Genomic DNA, 1155 nt, shown 5'->3' with positions numbered 1-1155 from the left:
GCGATCGACTACCGCCCACCGGTCGAGTTCGAAGATCACCACTACCGTGACACCACGACCCCCGCGGACCTCGCGGTGGCCTGAACACAGCGTCCGTCAGATCCAGGACGGTTCACCGTTCAGAGACGGTCGAGTTGGGTCACCGGCAAGCCCCGGAGCGCTCCGGCGGCCTCTCCGGCGCAGAGAGCTACAGGCGCAGTCAAGAGGCGGGTCGGAGTCACGAGTTCCCGCTCGGGTGAATTTGGGCCCCGCGGCGGTGACTGCGCAACGGGTCCTCCTAGTCGGCACAGTTCCGTATCGGGACGCTCCGCGGCATGGACGCCACGCCACCCGCCGACTCGGAGGAAGGTGACGCCCCGCTGAGTGGTGGAAGTAGTCCTCACCGTGTTGGTCAGCGGTGTGGTGACTATGACGCGATCAGGGCCGGCTGCGCCACCTCCTCAGACGACTGGACGGGTCGGTTTAGGAGGGCCATGGAGCCTTCGGAGAGGTAGCGGCGGTCGGAGACCTGCCATTCGTCGTGCGCCTCGACCAGGACCGCGCCGGCGAGGCGGAGCAGGCCTCGGGGTTGGGGAAGACGCCAACGACGTCGGTGCGGCGCTTGATCTCCTTGTTCAGTCGCTCGAGGTAGGGGTCGACCCGGGGCGCGGTGCCAGCCTCGCGGCTGGTCCGTTTCCCCGGGCCGCCCTCCGAACCGGACGTGCCCGTTCCCGAGCATCCGGCTCTCCACGAGGTCGTGCCGGTGGGTCAGGCCGCTATCGCTGCTGACCACGGGGTGGGGATGTTCGGCCGGTGTCGGTAGCGGGTGACCGCCACCTTGCCGGGGTCGAACAAGGCCACGTTCCCGTCCGTCGGCCACCACCCGGGCAGGTAGCGGCGGCGGAGCTCCTTCCAGTTCGCGCGGCGGTGTTTCCGGCGCATCCACAACAGCACCCGTCGCCAGGTGAAGCGGCGCAGGTAGTCAAAGGTGGCCTTCGAGACGCCATGCCGGAAGTAGCCGGTCCAGCCCCGTAGCACCAGCGCGAGCTTGTGCAACAGGACGGCGAGAGGCTTGTTCAGTCCCTGCTGGGTAACCGTGCGCACCTTGGCCTTGACCGATGCGAGCGCGGTCCTGGTCGGATAGGTGTAGACGGTCGGCTTCCCACTGCCTCGCTT

General features: G+C 68.1%; 1 protein-coding gene and 1 pseudogene. Both read right to left on the bottom strand.

The window, feature by feature from the left end; translation table 11 throughout:
• Window positions 1-406: 406 nt before the first annotated feature.
• Window positions 407-627, bottom strand: a pseudogene (locus ACK586_RS25405) (transposase); the annotation flags it as partial.
• A gap of 120 nt (window positions 628-747) precedes the next feature.
• On the bottom strand, window positions 748-1155 hold a 408-nt coding region (locus ACK586_RS25400), incomplete at its 5' end, for a group II intron maturase-specific domain-containing protein (RefSeq protein WP_409333316.1).

This window comes from Trujillonella humicola (assembly GCF_046233715.1).
GTDB lineage: Bacteria > Actinomycetota > Actinomycetes > Mycobacteriales > Geodermatophilaceae > Trujillonella > Trujillonella humicola.
This window is presented reverse-complemented; position numbering and strand designations above follow the sequence as displayed.